We start from the raw sequence: 20430 nt of genomic DNA, 5'->3' as shown, positions 1-20430 counted from the left end.
TCATGAAGGAGAATCAATGAGCATCACCGTGGAAGAAGTCAAGGCGGCCCTGTTGCAGGTGATCGATCCCAACACCGGGCGCGACCTCATCAGCGGCAAGGAAGCCAAGAACATCCGCGTCGAGGGCGGCCGCGTGCTGCTGGACGTGGAGCTGGGCTATCCGGCCAGGAGCCAGGTCGAGCCGATCCGCCGGCTGGTGGCCGATGCGCTGGGCAAGCTGCCGGGCGTGGCCGGGGTCGAGGCCAACGTCTATTTCAAGATCGTCGCCCATGCGGTGCAGCGCGGCATCAAGCTGAAGAGCAACGTCAAGAACATCATCGCCGTGGCCTCCGGCAAGGGCGGCGTGGGCAAATCCACCACCGCGGTCAACCTGGCGCTGGCGCTGGCGGCCGAGGGCGCGCAGGTCGGCATCCTGGACGCCGACATCTACGGCCCCTCGCAGCCGATGATGATGGGCATTTCCGGCCAGCCGGAAACCAAGGACGGCGAGACCATGGAGCCGCTGGAGAACCATGGCCTGCAGGTTTCCTCGATCGGTTTCATGATCGATCCCGACGAGCCGATGGTGTGGCGCGGCCCGATCGTCACCCAGGCGCTGCAGCAGTTGCTGGACCAGACCAACTGGCGCGAGCTGGATTACCTCATCGTCGACATGCCGCCCGGCACCGGCGACGTGCAACTGACCCTGTCGCAAAAGGTGCCGGTGACCGGCGCGGTGATCGTCACCACGCCGCAGGACATCGCGCTGCTGGATGCGCGCAAGGGCTTGCGCATGTTCGAGAAGGTCGGCATCCCGATCCTGGGCATCGTCGAGAACATGAGCATGCACGTGTGTTCCAACTGCGGCCATGCCGAGCCGATCTTCGGCGTGGGCGGCGGCGAGCGGATGTGCGCCGATTTCGGCGTCGATTTCCTGGGCGCCTTGCCGCTGACCATGGAGATCCGCCAGCAGACCGATTCCGGCACGCCGACCGTGGTGGCCGACCCGGACGGCAAGGTGGCGGAAATTTACAAGAACATTGCGCGCCGTGTCGCGGTCAAAGTGGCCGAGAAGGCCCGTGACATGACCAGCAAGTTCCCCAGCATCGTGATCCAGAACGACTGATACGGCGGATGGCAAGACGGCGGTGCGGGCCATGGGAGGGAAACGTTGTTTCATCCATTTGAAAATGAAAAGGAGATTGCCCCATGATTACCCATCGCCATCCACGCCTGCTCAAGAACGCATTTGCGGCTGCGCTGCTCATGGCCGGCTTGCTGTCGTCAGCCGCGCATGCCGCCGACAAATCGGTGTCCATCCTTGAGCCCAAGGATGGCGCCACCGTTTCCAGCCCGTTCAAGGTGAAGTTCGGCGTCACCGGAATGACCGTGCATCCCGCCAACGAAATCATCGAAGGCACCGGCCATCATCATCTGCTGATCAATCACGGGCCGATCAAGGAGGGCGAAGCCATTCCCATGGACGATACCCATTTGCACTACGGCAAGGGCCAGACCGAGGCCGACGTGACGCTGCCGCCCGGCCAATACAAGCTGACCGCCCAGTTCGCCAACGGCGCACACCAGTCCTATGGGCCGGCCATGGCCAAGACCATCAGTATCACGGTCAAGTGAGCGCGGGCAGGTTCGGCTGCATCCGGGCGGCCCGGCCGGCATGGCGTGGCCGCCTTCAAAGGCGGTAAAATACCGCTTTTCCGATTGACCACCTTTTACCGTTCGACGGCTTTGGCGTGCCAAGGCCGTTTTGGTTTTTACCTTCCGATCATGACCGCAACTACTGTCCGTACCCGTTTCGCGCCCAGCCCCACCGGCTACCTGCACCTGGGCGGCGCCCGCACCGCGCTGTTTTCGTGGGCCTATGCCCGCCGTTTCGGCGGCACCTTCGTGCTGCGCATCGAAGACACCGACCTGGAGCGTTCGACCCCGGAAGCGGTGCAGGCCATCATCGAAGGCATGCAATGGCTCGGCCTGGCGCATGACGAAGGCCCGTTCTACCAGATGAAGCGCATGGACCGCTACCGCGAGGTGGTGGCGCAGATGCTGGAGCAGGGCAGCGCCTATTACTGCTATTGCTCGCCGGAAGAAGTCGAAGCCATGCGCGAGCGCCAGCGCGCCGCCGGCGAAAAGCCGCGCTACGATGGCACCTGGCGCCCGGAGCCGGGCAAGACCCTGCCGGCCATCCCCGAAGGCCGCAAGCCGGTGGTGCGTTTCAAGAACCCGCTCGATGGCGAGGTCACCTGGAACGACGTGGTCAAGGGCCCGATCACGATTTCCAACCGCGAAATGGACGACCTGGTCATCGCCCGCCCGGACGGCACCCCGACCTATAACTTCTGCGTGGTGGTGGACGACTGGGACATGAAGATCACCCACGTCATCCGCGGCGACGACCACGTCAACAACACCCCGCGCCAGATCAACATCTTGAAGGCGCTGGGCGGCACGCTGCCGGAATACGGCCACGTGCCGATGATCCTGGGCGCCGATGGCGAGAAGCTGTCCAAGCGCCACGGCGCGGTCAGCGTGATGGACTATCCGGCGCAAGGCTACCTGCCGGAAGCGATGCTGAACTATCTGGCCCGCCTGGGCTGGAGCCACGGCGACGACGAGATCTTCTCGATGCAGCAGTTCTGCGAATGGTTCGACCTGGATCACCTGACCAAGGCGCCGGCGCAGTTCAACCCGGAAAAGCTGAACTGGCTCAACAACCACTACATCAAGCTGGCCGACAACGCGCGCCTGGCAACGCTGGCGCGGCCGCTGCTGGAAAAGGACGGCGCCTCCTTCGACGGCGCGCCCGACCTGGAAGCGGTGATCGGATTGCTGAAAGACCGCGCCCATACCGTCAACGAGATCGCGGCCGCAGCCCTGATGTTCTACCGCCAGCCGGCGCCGGAAGCGGCGCTGGTCGAGCAGCACATCACCGACGCCATCAAGCCGGCGCTGGCCGAATTTGCACAGCGTTGCGCCACCGTCGAGTGGACCAAGGAAGCGATCGCGCCGATGATCAAGGAAGTGCTGGCCGCGCACAAGCTGAAGATGCCGCAACTGGCCATGCCGCTGCGCCTGATCGTGGCCGGGCAGTTGCAGACGCCGGCGATCGATGCCGTGCTGCAGCTATTCGGTCGGGAAACGGTGCTGGCGCGCCTGAAAGGCTATTTTTGAGGCCTTTGAGGTCTGAAAGATAAACTCTTGGCCTATTTTTTAAAAAGATATTGTCTTTTGAAAACAGGTATTGCATAATCTCGCTTCTTCGCAAGGGGGTATAGCTCAGCTGGGAGAGCGCTTGCATGGCATGCAAGAGGTCAGCGGTTCGATCCCGCTTACCTCCACCAGCGACCCGCGGCAGTTTGGCGGTGATATTTCAAGCGAAGCTTGATTGAAGAAAAAATGCAGTACCGGAATGTCCCCATCGTCTAGAGGCCTAGGACATCACCCTTTCACGGTGAGTACCGGGGTTCGAATCCCCGTGGGGACGCCAGATTTCATATCGGCGTTGCAATCGTTGTCACTCATGGCAACGCAGATAATTAGCAGTGTATGTCCCCATCGTCTAGAGGCCTAGGACATCACCCTTTCACGGTGAGTACCGGGGTTCGAATCCCCGTGGGGACGCCAGGTAAAAAAATAGTCCGCCGATGTGTGAGCTATTAGGTGCCTAGCGATGTACTGAGTACATCGCGTGGGGATTCGAAGGGATTCGCTTGCAAGCGAATCCGCGGCCTGCAGAATGTAGGCGAATCCCCGTGGGGACGCCAGGTAAAAAAATAGCCCACCGATGTGTGAGTTATTAGGTGCCTAGCGATGTACTGAGTGCATCGCGTGGGGACGCAAAGATAGTAGGAGCCCGCACCCAGCGGGCTTTTTACTTCGCCGGGGGTATAGCTCAGCTGGGAGAGCGCTTGCATGGCATGCAAGAGGTCAGCGGTTCGATCCCGCTTACCTCCACCAGCGACCCGCAGCAGTTTGGCGGTGATATTTCAAGCGAAGCTTGATTGAAGAAAAAATGCAGTACCGGAATGTCCCCATCGTCTAGAGGCCTAGGACATCACCCTTTCACGGTGAGTACCGGGGTTCGAATCCCCGTGGGGACGCCAGTAAAAAATAGTCCACACGATGTGTGAGCTATGAAAGACAAGCCCGCATCGCGGGCTATTTTTTTGTCCTCACCCCACTGTCTCTACTGTCGCCGGCCCAACATTCTCCCCACAATTTTTGCGCTATCCTGCATAACACTTCACGCCCCTCCACAAGCGGCGCAACAAGAACCAGGAGCGCAAATGACAGAAGCAGCCAATCTCGCCATCGACAACCACGGCATCGCCACCATCACGCTGAACCGCCCCGATGTCCACAACGCCTTCGACGACAAGCTGATCGCGCACCTGATCGCCTTGATCGGTCAGGCGAAGGAAGATGCGCGTACCCGGGTATTGTTGCTGGCCTCGACCGGCAAGTCTTTTTCCGCCGGCGCCGACCTGGCATGGATGCGGCGCATGGCCGACGCCTCGCGCGAGGATAACCTGCGCGATGCGCGCAACCTGGCGCTGCTGATGGAAACCATCAACAGCTTTCCAGCGCCCACCGTGGCCAAGGTGCAAGGGGCGGTGATGGGCGGGGGCGTGGGGCTGGTGTCGTGCTGCGATATCGTGATCGCCTCCGAAGCGGCCTTCTTCGCGCTGTCCGAAGTCAAGCTCGGACTGGCGCCGGCGGCCATCAGCCCGTATGTGGTAGCCAAGATGGGCGTGTCGCAGGCGCGCCGCTACTTTGTATCGGGAGAACGCTTTTCGGCCATCCGCGCGGCCGCCATCGGCCTGGTGCATGAGGTGGTGCTGGCCGCCGAGCTCGACGCCAAGGTCGAGCATACCCTCGATGTCTTGCTGGGCAACGGCCCGCAAGCCATGCGTGCGGCCAAGCAACTGGCGCAGGTGGCCAATCCGCTGAAGGTCTCTCCTGAGCTGGCGCAATACACCGCCGGCGTGATCGCCGACTTGCGGGCTTCCGATGAGGGGAAAGAGGGCTTGCGCGCCTTCCTGGAAAAGGGCAGTCCGGCCTGGGCCATCAAGCGCTGAGAAAAGCTGAAAAGCTGAAAAGCTGAAAAGCTGAGAAAGAGCAGGCCCTAGGCTTCGGCCGCATCCAGCGGCCAGGCCAGCGACAGCGGCGTGAGCCGCAAACCGAATTCGGCAGCGGTGGCCGCCAGCGCCTGCGCGTCGCGCGGAGCGGCGATGCGCGCCAGCAAGTCGCGCACGGTGCATTGCAGGGATGAGCTGGCCAGCGTCTGCAACGACGCCGTGCGGATGGCCACTTCGGTGCCATTGGCCAGCTTCGCCAATTGCGCCAGGCTGTGCTCTTCCGGGCCGCCCAATTCATAGATGCCGGGTTTTCCCGCGCCCAGCGCCGCCGATTCTGCCACCGTGGCGACATCGCCCAGGTTGATCGGGCGGCTGGTGCGCTCTTCGTCGCCGTACAGCACCACCGGCGCATCCGGCGTCTGTTGCAGCAAGGCCTGTTCGAAGGGCAGCGGCTGCGGACTGCCGCGCACCACCGGGCCCAGGCGGAAGATCACGCTGCCGGACAATTGCTGCAGCACCTGTTCGGCCATGCCTTTGGCCTTGAGATACCAGTTGTCGGAGGCGGCATCGGCCAGCAGCGACGAGAAATACACCACCCGCGTGCCGCGTGCGCCGACCGCCTGTGCGATGCGCCGGGCGGTGCCGACCATGCCGCTTTCATAGGCGTTCCAGTCATCGGCCCCGAATACCCCGGCCAGCAGCACCACCGCATCGGCCGCGGCGATGGCGTCGGCGCTGCGCGGATTGCAGGTCCAGTCGGAAACGACCTCGTCGGCCACCAGCGCGGCCGGCGTGCGCACCAGCGCGGTGGCATGGGCGCCCGAATCGCGCAGCAGCAACAGCAGCAGGCGGCCGGTCGGGCTGTTGGCGCCGGCGACGACAATGCGCGGGCGGCGCGCAGGTTGAGGCTCAAGCATGCTTCCTCCGGTCAGGATGAGGGGGGCGAGGGGGCTCACTGGGGATGCCGTTCAGCGCCGTATCAGCGTGATGGCATGTTCCGGGCAAGCCTTGACGCACAGGCCGCAGGCGCGGCAGGCATCGGCATTGGGCGTGTAGGCCACTTGCATGCCGTGCACCCGCAGTTTCAGGCGGTGGATGAGGCCGAGCGCGCTGAAGTCGGCAGCATCGATGCGGCGCACCTCGAACACGTTCTCCGGGCATACCGGCACGCAATCGGCCTTGCCTTCGCAACGCTTCAGGTTGACCTGCGGCACGATGATGCCGGGCGGCTGCTTGCAATTGGCCGCCTGCATCGGAAATGCGGCGTGCATGTTCATTCGCCCCTGCGGTGGCGGCCGAACATGCAGAAGCGCGATTCCAGCCGTTCGCGTTCTTCCGGCGTCATGGCCTGCCAGCGTGCGCGCATGCGGCGTTTCTTTTCATGCCAGCCGTGGCGGCCGCGAAAACCGCCGAACAGGATGCGGCACAGCACCAGCAATCCCAGCGCGCGCCAGAAACCGATCTCGGCGGCGCCCGGGAAGATGGGCGGCACCACCCAGTTCCACAGCAGCATCACGGCGCCGCCCAGTACGACAACGCATAGCGCCAGGCCGCACAGCTTGCCCAGCCAACCCATCCTGAAACGGCGCGGGGGCCCGATCCGATCCTGATCCATCACATCTCCAATTCATCATAAATTGCCTGCAGCCGCTCGCGCAGATGCAAGACCGCATAGCGCTTGCGCGCCAGCAAAGTGTTAAGGCTGGTGCCGCTTGCGGCCGCCATTTCCTTGAAGCTGATGCCGTCGAGCTCATGCGCGACGAACACTTCGCGTTGTTTTTCAGGCAGCTCGTCGAGCGCCTGTTGCAGGGTTTCCAGCAGCACCGAGCGGGCATACGCCGCTTCCGGGCCATCGCTGTTATCCGGCAAGACCAGGTCCAGCCGCCACGCGCTGTCGGCGGCATCGACATCCTCCGCGTCGCCGGCATCGACCAGCGGCGCTTCCTTCTTCTTGCGGAAGCGGTCGATGATGCGGTTGCGCGCCACCCGGAACAGCCATGCGCTGACCTGCTCGATCGGCTCGGGCAAACGATAGGCCTGGACGAACTCGTGGAACACATCCTGGAGGATGTCCTCGGCTTCGCCGGCGTCGGCGACCCGACGGCGGATGAACCCGCCCAGCCGCGTGCGCTCGCGCAGCACGGTGGCGGTGATCTCGCTGTCTTTGTCGTTCATCGCTTGGTGGTTGGAAATCGACTGCATGCCGGGAAGACGGATCGGCAGCGGGAATATTGTGGCCGGCGCGATGTTTTTGCCGCCGGCCACAGGATTCTAAGACGGGCGCAGGGAAATTGCCTTGGATGCGCCATGTGCCAACAAAAAAGCGCATCCGCCGGGATGCGCTTTTCAGGTCAGGGACGGCAGATCAGAGCTCGATCTTGGTGCCCAGTACCTTGAGGAACTGCGCCAGCCATGCCGGATGCGCCGGCCAGGCGGGGGCGGTCACCAGGTTGCCGTCGGTCACCGCGGCATCCACGGCGATGTCGGCGAACTGGCCGCCGGCCAGCTTCACTTCCGGCGCGCAGGCCGGGTAGGCCGACACTTTCTTGCCTTCCAGCACGCCGGCGGCGGCCAGCACCTGCGGGCCGTGGCAGACGGCGGCGATGGGTTTGTTTGATTTGGCGAAGGCTTGCACCAGTTCGATCACCTTCGGGTTCAGGCGCAGGTATTCCGGCGCGCGGCCGCCGGCCACCACCAGGGCGTCGTAGCCGGCCGCGCTGACTTCGTCGAAGCTGGCGTTGAGGGCGAAGTTGTGGCCTGGCTTTTCGGAATAGGTCTGGTCGCCCTCGAAATCGTGGATGGCGGTCTTGACCTTGTCGCCGGCCTTCTTGCCGGGGCATACCGCATGTACGGTGTGGCCGACCATCTGCAGCGCCTGGAAGGGCACCATGGTTTCGTAGTCCTCGGCAAAATCGCCGGTCAACAACAGGATTTTCTTCGCTGCCATGTTCATCTCCTGAAAGGGGAAGGGGTGAAGGCCGGTTGCCGAGCCTGCGCAAGCTCCCGGGCCGGTGGGAAAACCAATTCGGGGCGGTTGTCGTTCAGGACAGCCACCGCATCTGACGCGAGTCGCCCATCAAAAAATCCCGGTTCATTTCCACGCATTCGCGCAGGTAGCGCCACAAGGCCGAGACGCGCGCCACATGCCGCTGTTCGGCCGATGCTACCAGCCAGAAGGTACGGGTGATGGCAATCTCGTGCTCCAGCACCGGCACCAGCTGTTCCGACTGCTGGGCCAGGAAGCAGGGCAAGATGGCCAGCGAGCGGCCAGCGCAGGCGGCGGTATATTGCGCCACCACGCTGGTGCTGCGGAAGGCGCGGAAGGAATCGGGGGCGACCGTGTCCTTGTAGCGCAATTCCTCGCTGAACACCAGATCGTCAATGTAACCGATGAAGTTGTGCCGCTCCAAGTCGGCAATGCTGGCAATCGGCGCATGCTGCTGCAGGTAATCGCGGGTGGCGTACAGCTTCAGCACATAGTCGGACAGTTTGGTGACCACGTAATTGCCGGACAACGGGCGCTCGATGGAGACGCTGATGTCGGCCTCATGCTTGGACAGGTTGACGAAGCGCGGCATCGGCAGCATGTCCACCGTGATGTGCGGGTTGCGCGCGCAGAAATGGGCGATATGCGGCGCCAGCACAAAGGTGCCGAAGCCTTCGGTGGCGCCCAGCCGCACCTGGCCGGAGAGCTTGCTGTTGTGCCCGCCCAGCTCTTCGGCGGCGGCGTAGACGGTGCTTTCTATCTTTTCGGCATATTCCACCAGCCGATAGCCTTCGGCGGTCAGCTTGTAGCCGTGGTTGTTGCGGTCGAACAATTGGCTGCCGACCTGTTCCTCGAAACGCTTCATGCGGCGCGACACGGTCGAATGGTCGATGCCCAGCTTCTTGGCGGCATCCACCAGCCCCTGGCTGCGCGTGAGTTCGAGGAAGATCCTGAGGTTGTCCCAGTCCAGCATGCGGTCTCCTGGTATGGCTTGCGTCGTTATTGGTTTGGCCATTGCGTTGTGCACTGATGCAAAAGCATTTTGGATTTATGTTTATTGTATCGATATTAACGCACATGCAGAATAGGGCTTGCTGATGAGGAAGCCGGCTTTCCATCGGCAAGGAGGAGTACGGCACGACCCGGCGTCCATGCAACGCCAGGCGCAGCCGATAAAAACGACAACATCAAGGAGACAAAATGCGTAAGAACGTATTGGGCCGTTCTGTCATGGCCGCAGCAGTTGCCTGTGCGATTTCCCTGCTCGGAGTGTCTGTCCCGGCCGCGGCGCAAGACGCCAACACCGTCAAGATCGGCATCCTGACCGACATGTCCGGCCCGTATTCCGCCATGGGCGGCCAGGGCTCGGTAGTGGCCGCCAAGATGGCGGTGGAAGACTGCCTCAAGGCCGAATGCAAGGGGATGAAGATCGACATCCTGGCGGCCGACAACCAGAACAAGCCGGACGTGGGCGTGACCCGCGCCCGCGAATGGCTGGACCGCGACAAGGTCGAAGCCATCGCCGACCTGACCAACTCCTCGGTGGCGCTGGCGGTGCAGAAGCTGGTCAAGGAAAAGGGCGGCATCGCCATGTACAGCGGCCCGGCCACCGGCGCCCTGACCACCGCCGAATGCGCGACCAACGGTTTCCACTGGATGTTCGACACCTATTCGCAGGCGGCCGGTGCGGCGGCTGCGCTGACCAAGCTGGGCAACAAGTCCTGGTACTTCGTCACGGTGGACTACGCCTTCGGCCATTCGCTGGAGAAGGATGCCTCCGACGTGGTCAAGGCCAACGGCGGCACCGTGGTGGGTTCGGTGCGCCATCCGCTCAATGCTTCGGATTTCTCGTCCTTCCTGTTGCAGGCGCAGGCTTCCAAGGCCCAGGTGATCGGCCTGGCCGATGGCGGCACCGACGTGGTCAACGCCATCAAGCAGGCGCGCTCGTTCGCGGTGGGCGGCAAGGACCAGCGCCTGGTGGCATTGCTGGTGTTCCTGTCCGACGTCCACGCGCTGGGCCAGGAAGCGGCCCAGGGCCTGGTCTATACCGACGGCTTCTACTGGGACTACGACGAGCAGACGCGCGCCTTCTCCAAGCGCTTCGAAACCCAGTTCAAGAACAATAAGCCGACCATGGTGCAGGCCGGCGTGTACTCCAGCGTCTATCACTTCCTGAAAGCGCGCGCCGTCGCCAAGACCGCCGACTGGAAAGTGGTGTCGCAAAAGATGCGCGAGATCCCGATCTCCGACGTGGTCATGCGCAATGCCTCGATCCGCCCCGATGGCCGCGTGATCCACGACATGTACCTGTACCAGGTGAAGTCGCCGGCCGAATCCAAGGCACCGTGGGACTACCTGAAGTTGCTGTCGGTGATTCCGGCGCAGCAGGCTTTCCGTCCGATGGACGCGGCTTGCCCGCTGGTCAAGTAACAGTTTTTCCTGCCGGGGTGGCGCCCCCTTCATTGCCGCGCCACCCCGGTTTTTCTTTCTTATCTATGGAAACCGCATCATGAGCCAAGCCAACATCCCCAACGTTCCCCTTTATCTCAACGGCGAGAAGGTGCAGTCGACTTCCAAGGAGTGGCGCGACGTGCTCAACCCTGCAACGCAGGAAGTGGTGGCGCGCGTGCCGTTCGCCACCAGGGAAGAAGTCGACCGCGCCGTCGCCAACGCCAAGGAAACCTTCAAGACCTGGCGCAACACCTCGCTGGCGCAGCGCATGCGCATCATGCTCAAGTTCCAGCAGCTGCTGCGCGACAACATCGCTCCGCTGGCCGAGCTGATCACCCGCGAGCACGGCAAGACCCTGCCCGATGCCGAAGGCGAAGTCATGCGCGGCCTGGAAGTGGTGGAGCACGCCTGCTCGATCACCTCGCTGCAGCTGGGCGAGATGGCCGAGAACGTGGCCGGCGGCGTCGACGTCTACACCCTCTACCAGCCGCTGGGCGTGGGCGCGGGCATCACCGCCTTCAACTTCCCGGTGATGCTGCCTTGCTTCATGTTCCCGATTGCGGTGGCCTGCGGCAACACCTTCGTGCTCAAGCCTTCCGAACAGGATCCGACCTCTTCGCTGTTCCTGGTCGAGCTGGCCAACCAGGCCGGCCTGCCGCCGGGCGTGCTGAACGTGGTGCATGGCGGCCCGGATGTGGCCAACATGGTCTGCGACCATCCCGATATCAAGGCGGTCTCCTTCATCGGCTCGACCCATGTCGGCACCCACATCTACCGTCGCGCCAGCGAAGCCGGCAAGCGCGCGCAGTGCATGATGGGCGCCAAGAACCACTGCATCGTGCTGCCCGACGCGCCCAAGGACCATGCCATCAACAACCTGCTGGGCGCGGCGTTCGGCGCGGCCGGCCAGCGTTGCATGGCCAACTCGGTGGTGGTGCTGGTGGGCCAGAGCCGCGAATGGATTCCCGAGATCGTCGAGCGCTCCAAGGCCATGAAGGTCGGCCCCGGCAGCGACCGCAAGGCCGATGTCGGCCCGCTGGTCTCCAAGGCCGCCAAGGAGCGCGTCGAACGCCTGATCGGCAGCGGCGTGGAGCAGGGCGCCAAGCTGCTGCTGGACGGCCGCAACTTCAAGGTGGCCGGCAGCGAGAACGGCAACTTCGTCGGCCCGACCGTGTTTACCGGCGTCAAGCCGAGCATGGACATCTACACCCAGGAAATCTTCGGCCCGGCGATGTGCATCGTCGAAGTCGACACGCTGGACGAGGCGATCGCCTTCATCAACGCCAACCCCAACGGCAACGGCACCTCGATCTTCACCAGCTCGGGCTATGCCGCGCGCAAGTTCCAGAACGAGATCGACGTCGGCCAGGTCGGCATCAACGTGCCCATTCCCGTGCCGGTGGCCTACTTCAGCTTCACCGGTTCGCGCGCCTCCAAGCTGGGCGACCTCGGTCCCAACGGCAAGCAGGCGGTGACCTTCTGGACCCAGACCAAGACCGTCACCTCGCGCTGGTATGCGCCGGATGAAGCCGCCGGCCAGGTCAATACCACCATCTCGCTGAAGTAAGGAGGCCGCCATGAGCGCCAATATCGCCAACGTTGTATTCATCGGCCTGGGCAACATGGGCTTGCCGATGGCGCAGAACCTGGTCAAGGCCGGCTTCTCGGTCAGCGGCCACGACCTGGTCAAGGCCAGCGTCGACAAGCTGGTGGCAGCCGGCGGCAAGACCGAAGCCGATTCCATGGCGGCGGTGGCCAAGGCCGATGTGGTCATCACCATGCTGCCGGCCAGCAAGCACGTCGAGTCGCTGTACCTGGGCGACAAGGGCTTGCTGGCCGCGGCCCGCCCCGGCGCCTTGCTGATCGACTGCTCCACCATCGCGCCGGAAGCGGCGCGCAAGGTGGCGGCAGCGGCCGGCGCCAAAGGGTTCGACATGCTGGATGCGCCGGTTTCCGGCGGCACCAACGGCGCCGCTGCCGGCACCCTGACCTTCATGGTAGGCGGCAGCAAGCAGGCGTTCGAAGCGGCCCAGCCTTACTTGCAGAAAATGGGCAAGGCGATCTACCACGCCGGCGAGAGCGGCAGCGGCCAGACCGTCAAGGTGTGCAACAACATGCTGCTGGGCATCCTGATGATCGGCACCTCCGAGGCGATCCGCCTGGGCGTGGCCAACGGCATGGACCCCAAGGTGCTGTCCGAGATCATGTCCAAGAGCTCGGGCCGCAACTGGACGCTGGAAGTCTATAACCCGTGCCCGGGCGTGATGGACACCGCGCCGGCGTCGAAGGACTATGCCGGCGGTTTCGGCGTCGACCTGATGTTGAAGGACCTGGGCCTGGCCGAGGAGAGTGCGCTGGCCACCGGCAGCGCGATCCCGCTCGGGGCGGCGGCCCGCAACCTGTATGACATCCATAGCAAGAACGGCGCGGGCAAGCTGGATTTTTCCAGCATCTATAACTTGCTGGGGAAGGTGAAGTAAGGATGTCCACGAAGTCTGTTTGATCTCCGAGGCGTTATTTTCAGCGCGGCTGCGGCTGCGCTTTTTTTTGCCTGCGTGGATGGCTCCCAACATCGTCCTCCCGGCGAAGGCCGGGATCCAGTGTCTTTCGTTGTGCCTCAATGGCCGTTGAACGACGCTGGGCCCTGACTTTCGTCAGGGCGACGGAGCGTTGCCTGACCGGTCGGCGGTCGATTATTTCTTTACTTCATCTTCAATGTGAGCACGCACGATGTCGGCGAAATTGGCATCGGCGGTAAAGCCCAGCGCCTTGGCGCGCTTGGCTTCGAAGGCGCCCGGCCAGGAGTTGACGATACGCTTGATGGCTTCGTCTTCCTTCCATTCGATCAGCTTGACGACTTCGCGGCCGGCGACCTGTTCCAGCGCGTCGACCATTTCCTTGACGGTCACGCACAGGCCGTCGATCGACAGGAAGCGGGCCAGGCCCAGGTCGGCGCCATTGATTTCATGGCCGTGGATCAGGTTGGCGATGGCCTGGCGCGGCGACATCAGCCACATGCGGGTGTCGGGCGTGACCGGGCAGACCGAAGGCTGGCCGTTGAGCGGTTCGCGGATGATGCCCGAGGCGAAGCTGGAAGCGGCCTTGTTGGGCGCGCCCGGGCGTACCGAGATGGTCGGCATGCGCAGCGCGCGGCCGTCGATGAAGCCCTTGCGGCTGTAGTCGTTGACCAGCAGTTCGCCCATCACCTTTTGCGCGCCGTAGGAGCTTTGCGGCATCAGCAGGGTGTTGTCCGGCACCACGGCCGGCAGTTCGCCGCCGAACACCGCCACCGAGCTGGTGAACACCACGCGCGGCTTGGTGCCCAGTGCGCGGGCGCGTTCCAGGATGACGCGGGTGGCGTCGAAGTTGATCTTCATGCCCAGTTCGAAGTCGGCTTCGGCGTGGCCGCTGACGATGGCGGCCAGGTGGAAGATCGATTGCGTATCGGCGGTGATCGTGCGCTCGATCACAGCGGCGTCGGCGATGTCGCCGGTCACGGCTTCGATGCGCGGGTCGTTGAAGCCTTGCGCCGGCACCACGTCGAGCAGGGTGATGCGCTTGATTTCCTGTTGCTTGCCGTCGCGGCCGGTCAGGGTGCCGCGTTGCAGGAGCTGGCGCGCCAGGCGGCTGCCCAGAAAGCCGGCGCCGCCGGTGATGACGATATGCATGTGTTCTCCTCGTTGGTCTGGTAGTGGGTAGTGGGATATCCCGGTCTGGAAACTTGTGCCGGCCGTCGGGCGGCGGGCATCGGCAGCGATTATAGCAGAAAGTTGTCATACAACTTTTGGTGGCGATGCGGCCAAAAGCGGTATCATTGCGCGCCATGAACAAGCCCGATGCCAAGACTTCCACCGCTACCGCCGCCGCCACAGCCGCCGTTTCCAAACGCGGCAAGGGCACGCTGGCCGACCACGTCACCAGCGTGCTGGCGCAGCAGATCCGCGCAGGCGAGTTCGCGCCCGACGCGCGCTTGCCTTCGGAGATGGAGCTGACCGCGCGCTTCGCGGTCAGCCGCACGGTGATCCGCGAGGCGATCTCGCGCCTGAAGTCGGAGGGCCTGGTGGGTTCGCGCCGGGGCAGCGGCACGGTGGTGCTGGGCGCTAATCAGGCTACGCCGTTCCGGCTCGACCTGCAGGTGGAGGACGTGCGCGATTCGATCCGGGCGGTGCTGCGGGTGATCGAACTGCGGCGCGGGGTGGAAGGCGAAATGGCGGCGCTGGCCGCGCAACGCCGCACGCGTGCGCAAAACCTGGCGATCCAGCAGGCCTTGCAAGACATCGACCGGGCCGCGCAAGAGGGCCGGGATGGCGTGCCGGAGGACTTCGCCTTCCATGCCGCGATCTCCAATGCCGCCCACAATCCGCTGTATACCTCGCTGGTGCAGTTCCTGAGCCAGTTCCTGCATGCCGCCATCCGGGTGGCGCGCATGAACGAGGCGCGCCGCAGCGACTTCAGCCAGCAGGTGCGCAACGAACACGCGGCCATTGCCCAGGCCATCGCCGATGGCGACGCCGCGGCGGCGCGCGCGGCGGCCCTGCAGCATATGGAAAACTCGGCGCGCCGCATTCAGGCGGCCGATAGCGAATTCTGGGCCAGCGAAGGCGGCAAGGCGGCGCGCCATCTGGCGCAGGTCAAGCCGCAGGAGTAGGGCAGCGCTCGCCGCCCGGCTTGGGGCCGGCTTGGCGGGGACGAAAAAAAACGCTGCACGAGGCAGCGTTTTTTTATTGCATCGGCGGAGGATTAACCGCGGACAACCTTCTTGTACTCGTTGGTACGGGTGTCGATTTCGATGTCGTCGTCCTGGCTGACGAACAGCGGAACCATCACGACGATCTGGTTGGCTTCGATCGCGTTTTCGATCTTGGCTTCCTTCAGGACGTTGCCCGAGGTGTTGCCCTTGACTGCCGGCTCCGAGTAGGCAACCTTGCGCACGATGGTGGTCGGCATTTCAACCGAGATCGCCTTGCCGTCGTAGAACACGGCTTCGCACTGCATGCCGTCCTTCAGGTAGCCGATGGCGTCGCCCATGTTCTCGCCTTCGATTTCGTACTGGTTGTACTCTTCGTCCATGAAGACGAACAGCGGGTCGGCGAAGTACGAGTAGGTGACCGGCTTCTTGTCCAGCACCACGACGTCGAACTTGTCGTCGCCGCGGAATACGCTTTCCATCGGGGTGTTGGTCAGCAGGTTCTTCATCTTCCACTTGTAGGTGAAGCCGGTGCGGGAAGAGCCGTTGACGTCGGAACGCAGGACGATCATGGGCTTGCTGTCAACCATGATGATGTTGCCGACGCGGATTTCTTTTGCAAATTTCATAGCGGAGTGTCGTGAAAAGTAGGTTTCTTCAAACTGTCAGTAGCCCACTGGCACAAACTGCACCGCAAGCCCACGTACGATTGAATTTCAAAAAAGTTAGCCCAGTATTTTAACCTATTTTCCGGGCGCCTCTACTACCAGCCGGGCAGCGAACTTGAGCAAATTGGCGATGAAGTCGCCATTTGCCAACAACTTGCGCTGCCAGTCCCCGGCCGCCGCGGTGAGGGCCGGCAACTCGTCCTGCAGGGCTTGCCAGCTTGCCGTCCAGTCAACGTCGGCGTGGCTGGCGTCGTTCCAGGCGCGCGCGGCCTCGGCCAGGGCGGACGAGGCCGGTGTGTAGATCTTCAGGAAAGCGTTGAGCTTGGTGTGGTGCAGGTTCTTGTCTTGCCGGTAGATATTCCAGATGAAGGGCTTGCCGGCCCATTGCGCGCGCACGAAGGAGTCTTCGCCGCGGACGAAGTTGAAGTCGCAGCTCCACAATAGCTTGTCATAGTCGGTCTGCGCCACGAAAGGCAGCACGCGCACCGTCAGGGCGCCGCGGGTGGCGGCCGCGCCGGCTTGCATCGGCGTGCCGAGGAACGCCTCGACGGCGCTGCGCGCCACGCCCTCCGGCGCCAGGCAGGTGACGGCGCGCGGCGCCTGTTGCCAGGCGTCGAACAATGCCGGCAACGGGGCGTCGTCGTAGCAGAACATGGACACCTTCAGATTGGCTTGCTCCTGCGGCGTCACGCCCAGGCCGGAAAGGAAGGCGGTGGCCTGGTTTTCCCGCAGGAAGGTTTGCCGCCGGGTTTCCAGATCGGCTTCGAAGCTCAGCCCGCCGGTGCGTTCATTGAATCCGGGGAAGAAGAAATACTTGGTCAGCTTCAGCGAGCGATGCGGCGAGGGCAGGGTATGGCAGCCTTCCACCCATTGCTCGGCCGACAATCCCTCCAGGTTGAACCACACCGGCTTGACGGCGCGCTGCGCCATCGCTTCGACATAGGCCGGCGGAATCTCGCAGCCGAAGAACTCGATCACGATGTCGGGGATGTCGGCGGCCGTGAATGCGTCGTCCTGGCCGCGCCAGTGCTGCACGGTGACGCCGTCCAGTTGCTGCACCTCGGCGGCGGGATCGACTGGCGGCCAGATGCGCCTGAAACTGGCCAGGTCATCCACCCACAGCCGGACCGAGACGCCGTGCTCGCGCACCAACTGGCGGGCCAGGCGCCAGCAAATGCCGATATCGCCATAGTTGTCGACCACCCGGCAGAACAGGTCGAGGGTCTTGAGCGGGTTGGCAGGGACGGAAATGGCGTGAGGCATGACGAGGAAGGCAGGGAATGCGGAGAAGTGCCGGAAAGCGCGAATGATACCCAAGTTGCGCGGTGCGCGCCGTTGTGTGCGAAAGCGGTTCGGCGGTGTCGAGCAACGACTTCAAGAATTTTATTTAAATTGCTTGCAATTTAATTTTGAGCTGTATATTATGCGCTGCATGGACAACGCCAACACACCGAAGCTGCCGGACGCGCTGATCGACGAAGCCTTGCTTCTCGACAACCAGTTGTGTTTCGCCATGTATTCGGCGTCCCTGGCGATGACCAAGGCCTACAAGAAACTGCTCGGCGCGCTGGACATCACTTATCCGCAATATCTGGTGATGATGGTACTGTGGGAAAAGGATCAGATCACCGTCTCCGAGCTGGGCAGCCGCCTGTATCTCGATTCCGGCACGCTGACCCCGCTGTTGAAGCGCATGGAAACCATGGGCTTGCTGCACCGGGCCCGCGACGCCGGCGACGAGCGGCGCGTGGTGGTGAGCCTGAGCGATGCCGGCCGCGCCTTGCGCGAGAAGGCCAAGGCGGTGCCGGTCCGGATGAGCTGCATGCTGCCGCCGCTGGATGAAGTGAATAAGCTGGTTGGCGAACTCAAGGATGTGCGCAAGAATTTGCTGGATGCGGAAGAGTGAGCATCGGCATGGAAGGATGCGGCAGCGTTTTGGATTGTGTTAATTTGGTTGTTCACAATTTTATTGTAAATAATTTATTTGTTTTCTCAGTTGAACCTTAGTTGAACCTCAGTTGAATTTGACGCAGCGGTAACCCGGCGAATCTTTCGCCACCTCTTATCTCCAATCTCCAATGATTGGCCTTAACTTGAAAACCGAAAGGAAAGAAAATGTCTTCCAACAAGATCGAAAAAGCCCTGTACACCGCAACTGCAACCGCAACCGGCGGCCGTGAAGGTTCCGCCAGGTCCTCCGACGGCGTGCTGGACGTCAAGCTGTCGACCCCGAAGGAACTGGGTGGCGCCGGCGGTCCTGGCACCAATCCCGAGCAACTGTTCGCAGCCGGCTATTCGGCTTGCTTCCTGGGCGCGCTGAAGTTCGTCGCCGGCCAAGCCAAGGTCGCCATTCCTGCCGACGCCAGCATCACCGGCAAGGTCGGCATCGGCCAGATCCCGGCCGGTTTCGGCATCGAAGCCGAACTCAACATCTCGCTGCCGGGCATCGACCGCGCCGTGGCGCAAGACCTGGTCGAGAAGGCGCACCAGGTGTGCCCGTACTCGAACGCCACCCGCGGCAACATCAACGTGACGCTGAACCTGGTCTAAGCCGTCTGCAAGCTGTCTTCTGCAGTAACAAAAAGCCCCGCGAAGCGATTCGCGGGGCTTTTTGCATGGCGCCGGCAACTGCGAGGAATGAGGGGGCTTATTCCGGCATCTTTTCCAACAGCGTACGCACGATGCGCCGGTGGAAAGGCATGATGACGGCCAGGTAGGCTTTGCCGGGCCAGCCCTTGGTGCGCACCACGGTGGTCGCGGTCAGCCATTGCGGCGCCTCGCCCGCAGAGCCGGATGACGATTTTTCTAGGCACAGGCGGAAATCCAGGTGGCGGTCGTCCATGCCCAGCAGCAGGTGCGATGCGTCGCCGTCCAGCACCGGAAAACCCGGCATCTGGTTATCCGCCTGCACTTCGCCGACCGCCAGTTGGGCGCCCTTGAGTCCGAACGGGGCCACCAGGCGGTTGCGCAGAGCCAGAAGCGCCGCGATCCAGGCCGGCTTGCCGCTCATCATGCGCGCGGCAATATCGGCGATCTGCCGCTGTGCCAGCGAGGCAGCCAGGGGAATGCGATAGCTGTCGGCGAAGTCGGCCCCGGGCAGCAGTTGCCAGTGGCGCGCTTCAGGGGCGATTTCAGCGGCCTTGCATGCAGGTGTTGCGTTCATCTTGCCTCCTGGCGAAAGATTGTGACGGAAAGGGCCGTCCAGGCTGGCGCCGGCCTCACTCCTTGTCGCGCCGCTCGCTATCGGCGGCGCTGGCGAAGCGCTCATGCGTTTCCTCGGCCTTGCGGCGGCCGAAGGCGTAGTTTGCTTCCAGCCACATCACGTTGATGATGCCGAAGGCCAGCGCCAGGCCGATGCCAAGTATCCAGGCGAAATACCACATAGTGTTCTCCAGGTTGCGGCGCGTTCAGTACGCCGTGTGTTGGTTGTCGTGGATGTCCTTGAGCGTGACCTTGCCCTTGACCACGCGATATACCCAGCCGGTGTAGATGATGATGATCGGCAGGAAGATCACCACCATCCAGAACATCAGGCCCAGGCTCTTGTGGCTGGCGACCGCGTCCCACATGGTCAGGCTGCTCCTGGGATCGAGCGAGGACGGCATCACGAACGGGAACAGCGAGATGCCGGCGGTCAGGATGATGCCGGTCACCGACAGGCCGCTGGCGACGAAGGCCAGGCGCGGGCGGCGTAGCAGCGCCAACAGTGCGGCCAATGCCGCGCCGGCCAAGCCCAGCGCCGGGAACAGCTTGGTGGCCGGCCAGCGCGCGTAGTTGTCGAACCAGGCTCCGGCGGTGATTTCCACGGTCTTGGCCAGCGGCGTGAAGGCGCTGTTGACGTCCGGCATGGAGGTAATGCGGTAGCCCGGCAACTGCGCCACCCAGAAGCCGCCGGCGATAAACAGCAGCAGCGTGGCGATGGCGGCGACGATGGCGGTCTTGCGCGAGCGTTCGCCCACGGCGGCATCGGTCTTGACGCAGGCGAAGGCGGCGCCATGCATCAGCAGCATGGCCACCGACAGCAGGCCGGCGAGCAAGCCGAACGGATTCAACAGGGCGAAGAAGCTGCCGGTGTATTCCACCCGCATGGTGTCGTCGTAGTGGAAGGGCACACCCAGCAGCAGGTTGCCGAACGCGACCCCGCAGATCAGCGGCGGCACGAAACCGCCGATGAACAGGCCCCAGTCCCAGGCGTTGCGCCAGCGCGGGTCGGCGACCTTGCTGCGGTAGTCGAAGCCGACCGGGCGGAAGAACAGCGAGAACAGCAGTATCATCAGCGCGATGTAGAAGCCCGAGAAGGCGGTCGCGTAGACCAGCGGCCAGGCCGCGAAGGTGGCGCCGCCGGCGGTGATGAACCAGGTCTGGTTGCCTTCCCAGGTGGGGCCGATCGAGTTGATCAGCACGCGCCGTTCGGCGTCGGTCTTGCCGGCGAAGGGCAGCATCATGCCGACCCCGAAATCGAAGCCGTCGGTCAGCGCGAAACCGATCAGCAGCACGCCGACGAAGGCCCACCAGATCAGCTTGAGTGTTTCGTAATCGAAGATCATCTTGCTTTCCTCATTTCTT

General features: G+C 63.2%; 22 protein-coding genes and 5 tRNA genes. 15 read left to right on the top strand and 12 right to left on the bottom strand.

Annotated features, from left to right (window positions below):
• The first annotated feature begins 16 nt into the window (after window positions 1-16).
• From apbC to FB597_RS16270, 9 genes are all read left to right on the top strand, one after another.
• A complete protein-coding gene (gene apbC / locus FB597_RS16310; protein ID WP_144770094.1) occupies window positions 17-1105 on the top strand; it encodes an iron-sulfur cluster carrier protein ApbC in 1089 nt (362 codons plus the stop codon).
• An 83-nt stretch (window positions 1106-1188) separates the two neighbouring features.
• Window positions 1189-1614, top strand: coding sequence for a DUF4399 domain-containing protein (locus FB597_RS16305; protein ID WP_183405746.1), 426 nt, complete (start codon window positions 1189-1191; stop codon window positions 1612-1614).
• 150 nt (window positions 1615-1764) lie between these two features.
• On the top strand, window positions 1765-3165 hold the full coding sequence (gene gltX, locus FB597_RS16300) for a glutamate--tRNA ligase (protein WP_144770093.1): 1401 nt from the start codon (window positions 1765-1767) through the stop codon (window positions 3163-3165).
• 94 nt (window positions 3166-3259) lie between these two features.
• Window positions 3260-3335: transfer RNA gene (locus FB597_RS16295), tRNA-Ala, on the top strand.
• Window positions 3336-3405: 70 nt separating this feature from the next.
• Window positions 3406-3481, top strand: a tRNA-Glu gene (locus tag FB597_RS16290).
• A 61-nt stretch (window positions 3482-3542) separates the two neighbouring features.
• Window positions 3543-3618 (top strand) — tRNA-Glu (locus FB597_RS16285).
• A gap of 257 nt (window positions 3619-3875) precedes the next feature.
• Window positions 3876-3951: transfer RNA gene (locus FB597_RS16280), tRNA-Ala, on the top strand.
• 70 nt (window positions 3952-4021) lie between these two features.
• Window positions 4022-4097, top strand: a tRNA-Glu gene (locus tag FB597_RS16275).
• Window positions 4098-4280: 183 nt separating this feature from the next.
• A complete protein-coding gene (locus tag FB597_RS16270; protein ID WP_144770092.1) occupies window positions 4281-5072 on the top strand; it encodes an enoyl-CoA hydratase-related protein in 792 nt (263 codons plus the stop codon).
• Window positions 5073-5119: 47 nt separating this feature from the next.
• Here the strand turns inward: FB597_RS16270 and FB597_RS16265 are convergent, their stop codons facing one another.
• The 6 genes from FB597_RS16265 to FB597_RS16240 all read right to left on the bottom strand — a co-directional run bounded on the left by FB597_RS16265 (window position 5120) and on the right by FB597_RS16240 (window position 9031).
• Window positions 5120-5989, bottom strand: a complete 870-nt coding sequence (locus tag FB597_RS16265) for an SDR family oxidoreductase (RefSeq protein WP_144770091.1) — start codon at window positions 5987-5989, stop codon at window positions 5120-5122.
• A 51-nt stretch (window positions 5990-6040) separates the two neighbouring features.
• The gene (locus FB597_RS16260; protein ID WP_255463900.1) at window positions 6041-6343 is read right to left on the bottom strand and encodes a 4Fe-4S binding protein; all 303 of its coding nucleotides are present in this window, start codon (window positions 6341-6343) and stop codon (window positions 6041-6043) included.
• 2 nt (window positions 6344-6345) lie between these two features.
• Entirely contained in the window at window positions 6346-6687 is a 342-nt protein-coding gene (locus FB597_RS16255; RefSeq protein WP_370454707.1) for a hypothetical protein, read from the bottom strand.
• Window positions 6687-7247: an RNA polymerase sigma factor gene (locus FB597_RS16250; RefSeq protein WP_144770090.1), complete on the bottom strand. Its 561-nt coding sequence runs from the start codon at window positions 7245-7247 to the stop codon at window positions 6687-6689. Before FB597_RS16250 ends, FB597_RS16255 begins: the two co-directional genes overlap by 1 nt.
• Window positions 7248-7437: 190 nt before the next feature.
• Window positions 7438-8019, bottom strand: coding sequence for a DJ-1/PfpI family protein (locus tag FB597_RS16245; protein WP_141914768.1), 582 nt, complete (start codon window positions 8017-8019; stop codon window positions 7438-7440).
• A gap of 94 nt (window positions 8020-8113) precedes the next feature.
• On the bottom strand, window positions 8114-9031 hold the full coding sequence (locus FB597_RS16240) for a LysR family transcriptional regulator (RefSeq protein ID WP_144770089.1): 918 nt from the start codon (window positions 9029-9031) through the stop codon (window positions 8114-8116).
• Between the two features lie 227 nt (window positions 9032-9258).
• Between FB597_RS16240 and FB597_RS16235 the strand changes: the two genes are divergently transcribed.
• The 3 genes from FB597_RS16235 (at window position 9259) to mmsB (ending at window position 12989) form a co-directional block, all read left to right on the top strand.
• The gene (locus tag FB597_RS16235; RefSeq protein WP_144770088.1) at window positions 9259-10488 is read left to right on the top strand and encodes an ABC transporter substrate-binding protein; all 1230 of its coding nucleotides are present in this window, start codon (window positions 9259-9261) and stop codon (window positions 10486-10488) included.
• Between the two features lie 79 nt (window positions 10489-10567).
• Window positions 10568-12076 (top strand): CoA-acylating methylmalonate-semialdehyde dehydrogenase, encoded by a 1509-nt coding sequence (locus FB597_RS16230; RefSeq protein ID WP_144770087.1) that lies wholly within the window; start codon window positions 10568-10570, stop codon window positions 12074-12076.
• A 10-nt stretch (window positions 12077-12086) separates the two neighbouring features.
• Window positions 12087-12989, top strand: a complete 903-nt coding sequence (gene mmsB, locus FB597_RS16225) for a 3-hydroxyisobutyrate dehydrogenase (protein WP_141914764.1) — start codon at window positions 12087-12089, stop codon at window positions 12987-12989.
• Window positions 12990-13202: 213 nt separating this feature from the next.
• On the opposite strand, the gene denD is transcribed toward mmsB, so the two are convergent.
• Window positions 13203-14177: a D-erythronate dehydrogenase gene (denD, locus tag FB597_RS16220; RefSeq protein WP_141914763.1), complete on the bottom strand. Its 975-nt coding sequence runs from the start codon at window positions 14175-14177 to the stop codon at window positions 13203-13205.
• Between the two features lie 155 nt (window positions 14178-14332).
• Here denD and FB597_RS16215 point away from each other — a divergent pair, with 155 nt between their 5' ends.
• Complete coding sequence (locus FB597_RS16215) at window positions 14333-15157, top strand: FadR/GntR family transcriptional regulator (RefSeq protein WP_144770086.1); 825 nt, start codon at window positions 14333-14335, stop codon at window positions 15155-15157.
• Window positions 15158-15249: 92 nt separating this feature from the next.
• On the opposite strand, the gene FB597_RS16210 is transcribed toward FB597_RS16215, so the two are convergent.
• Together FB597_RS16210 and earP are read right to left on the bottom strand one after the other, a co-directional pair.
• The gene (locus tag FB597_RS16210; protein ID WP_141914761.1) at window positions 15250-15825 is read right to left on the bottom strand and encodes an elongation factor P; all 576 of its coding nucleotides are present in this window, start codon (window positions 15823-15825) and stop codon (window positions 15250-15252) included.
• A gap of 114 nt (window positions 15826-15939) precedes the next feature.
• Window positions 15940-17127 carry an elongation factor P maturation arginine rhamnosyltransferase EarP gene (earP, locus tag FB597_RS16205; RefSeq protein ID WP_186442801.1) on the bottom strand — a complete coding sequence of 396 codons (1188 nt, stop codon included), beginning with the start codon at window positions 17125-17127 and terminating at the stop codon, window positions 15940-15942.
• A gap of 169 nt (window positions 17128-17296) precedes the next feature.
• Between earP and FB597_RS16200 the strand changes: the two genes are divergently transcribed.
• Both FB597_RS16200 and FB597_RS16195 read left to right on the top strand, forming a co-directional pair.
• Entirely contained in the window at window positions 17297-17770 is a 474-nt protein-coding gene (locus tag FB597_RS16200; protein ID WP_255517198.1) for a MarR family winged helix-turn-helix transcriptional regulator, read from the top strand.
• A gap of 209 nt (window positions 17771-17979) precedes the next feature.
• A complete protein-coding gene (locus FB597_RS16195) occupies window positions 17980-18414 on the top strand; it encodes an organic hydroperoxide resistance protein (RefSeq protein WP_141914759.1) in 435 nt (144 codons plus the stop codon).
• 97 nt (window positions 18415-18511) lie between these two features.
• On the opposite strand, the gene FB597_RS16190 is transcribed toward FB597_RS16195, so the two are convergent.
• From FB597_RS16190 to cydB, 3 genes are read right to left on the bottom strand one after another with little or no spacing between them, the layout of a single operon-like run.
• Window positions 18512-19027: a DUF2867 domain-containing protein gene (locus tag FB597_RS16190; protein WP_141914758.1), complete on the bottom strand. Its 516-nt coding sequence runs from the start codon at window positions 19025-19027 to the stop codon at window positions 18512-18514.
• A gap of 55 nt (window positions 19028-19082) precedes the next feature.
• Window positions 19083-19247 carry a cytochrome bd-I oxidase subunit CydX gene (cydX, locus tag FB597_RS16185; protein WP_061286738.1) on the bottom strand — a complete coding sequence of 55 codons (165 nt, stop codon included), beginning with the start codon at window positions 19245-19247 and terminating at the stop codon, window positions 19083-19085.
• 24 nt (window positions 19248-19271) lie between these two features.
• Window positions 19272-20411: a cytochrome d ubiquinol oxidase subunit II gene (gene cydB / locus FB597_RS16180; protein ID WP_144770085.1), complete on the bottom strand. Its 1140-nt coding sequence runs from the start codon at window positions 20409-20411 to the stop codon at window positions 19272-19274.
• Window positions 20412-20430 lie beyond the last annotated feature (19 nt).

Origin of the sequence: Herbaspirillum sp. SJZ099 (assembly GCF_007828355.1) — a bacterium.
Taxonomy (GTDB): domain Bacteria; phylum Pseudomonadota; class Gammaproteobacteria; order Burkholderiales; family Burkholderiaceae_D; genus Herbaspirillum.
Note: the sequence above shows the minus strand (reverse complement) of the source record. Positions and strands in the feature narration are given on the sequence as shown.

Excerpts from the sequence above, each read along its gene's own strand:
- denD (WP_141914763.1), bottom strand. The coding sequence starts at position 14,177 with ATGCATATCGTCATCACCGGCGGCGCCGGCTTTCTGGGCAGCCGCCTG.
- FB597_RS16245 (WP_141914768.1), bottom strand. The coding sequence starts at position 8,019 with ATGGCAGCGAAGAAAATCCTGTTGTTGACCGGCGATTTTGCCGAGGAC.
- FB597_RS16195 (WP_141914759.1), top strand. The coding sequence starts at position 17,980 with ATGTCTTCCAACAAGATCGAAAAAGCCCTGTACACCGCAACTGCAACC.
- cydX (WP_061286738.1), bottom strand. The coding sequence starts at position 19,247 with ATGTGGTATTTCGCCTGGATACTTGGCATCGGCCTGGCGCTGGCCTTC.
- FB597_RS16255 (WP_370454707.1), bottom strand. The coding sequence starts at position 6,687 with ATGGATCAGGATCGGATCGGGCCCCCGCGCCGTTTCAGGATGGGTTGG.
- apbC (WP_144770094.1), top strand. The coding sequence starts at position 17 with ATGAGCATCACCGTGGAAGAAGTCAAGGCGGCCCTGTTGCAGGTGATC.
- FB597_RS16265 (WP_144770091.1), bottom strand. The coding sequence starts at position 5,989 with ATGCTTGAGCCTCAACCTGCGCGCCGCCCGCGCATTGTCGTCGCCGGC.
- FB597_RS16250 (WP_144770090.1), bottom strand. The coding sequence starts at position 7,247 with ATGAACGACAAAGACAGCGAGATCACCGCCACCGTGCTGCGCGAGCGC.
- FB597_RS16240 (WP_144770089.1), bottom strand. The coding sequence starts at position 9,031 with ATGCTGGACTGGGACAACCTCAGGATCTTCCTCGAACTCACGCGCAGC.
- FB597_RS16190 (WP_141914758.1), bottom strand. The coding sequence starts at position 19,027 with ATGAACGCAACACCTGCATGCAAGGCCGCTGAAATCGCCCCTGAAGCG.
- mmsB (WP_141914764.1), top strand. The coding sequence starts at position 12,087 with ATGAGCGCCAATATCGCCAACGTTGTATTCATCGGCCTGGGCAACATG.
- FB597_RS16260 (WP_255463900.1), bottom strand. The coding sequence starts at position 6,343 with ATGCACGCCGCATTTCCGATGCAGGCGGCCAATTGCAAGCAGCCGCCC.
- cydB (WP_144770085.1), bottom strand. The coding sequence starts at position 20,411 with ATGATCTTCGATTACGAAACACTCAAGCTGATCTGGTGGGCCTTCGTC.
- earP (WP_186442801.1), bottom strand. The coding sequence starts at position 17,127 with ATGCCTCACGCCATTTCCGTCCCTGCCAACCCGCTCAAGACCCTCGAC.
- FB597_RS16235 (WP_144770088.1), top strand. The coding sequence starts at position 9,259 with ATGCGTAAGAACGTATTGGGCCGTTCTGTCATGGCCGCAGCAGTTGCC.
- FB597_RS16215 (WP_144770086.1), top strand. The coding sequence starts at position 14,333 with ATGAACAAGCCCGATGCCAAGACTTCCACCGCTACCGCCGCCGCCACA.
- FB597_RS16230 (WP_144770087.1), top strand. The coding sequence starts at position 10,568 with ATGAGCCAAGCCAACATCCCCAACGTTCCCCTTTATCTCAACGGCGAG.
- FB597_RS16270 (WP_144770092.1), top strand. The coding sequence starts at position 4,281 with ATGACAGAAGCAGCCAATCTCGCCATCGACAACCACGGCATCGCCACC.
- FB597_RS16210 (WP_141914761.1), bottom strand. The coding sequence starts at position 15,825 with ATGAAATTTGCAAAAGAAATCCGCGTCGGCAACATCATCATGGTTGAC.
- gltX (WP_144770093.1), top strand. The coding sequence starts at position 1,765 with ATGACCGCAACTACTGTCCGTACCCGTTTCGCGCCCAGCCCCACCGGC.
- FB597_RS16305 (WP_183405746.1), top strand. The coding sequence starts at position 1,189 with ATGATTACCCATCGCCATCCACGCCTGCTCAAGAACGCATTTGCGGCT.
- FB597_RS16200 (WP_255517198.1), top strand. The coding sequence starts at position 17,297 with ATGGACAACGCCAACACACCGAAGCTGCCGGACGCGCTGATCGACGAA.